General features: G+C 73.0%; 1 protein-coding gene. It reads left to right on the forward strand.

What is annotated here, in order from left to right:
* A partial coding sequence (locus EOE48_RS28990; RefSeq protein WP_127734252.1) for a two-partner secretion domain-containing protein occupies window positions 1–282 on the forward strand: 282 nt, incomplete at both ends.

The raw sequence follows: 282 nt of genomic DNA on the forward strand, positions 1-282 counted from the left end.
CCGGCCAGCTCAACGCCAACGGGCGGGTGTATCTGGTCAACCCCAACGGCGTGACGATCACCCGGACGGGGCAGGTCAACGCGGCCGGCTTCGTCGCCTCGTCGCTGGCGATCTCGGACGAGGATTTCAGGGCCGGGCGGCGGCAGTTCCGCGGGTCGGGCGCCTCGGCGCGGGTGGCCAACCACGGCACGATCACGATCGGGCGCGGCGGCTACGCGGCGCTGATCGGCGGGCAGGTGACGAACACCGGGACGATCTCGGTGCCGATGGGCCGGGTCGGGC

This window comes from Methylobacterium oryzihabitans (assembly GCF_004004555.2).
GTDB lineage: Bacteria > Pseudomonadota > Alphaproteobacteria > Rhizobiales > Beijerinckiaceae > Methylobacterium > Methylobacterium oryzihabitans.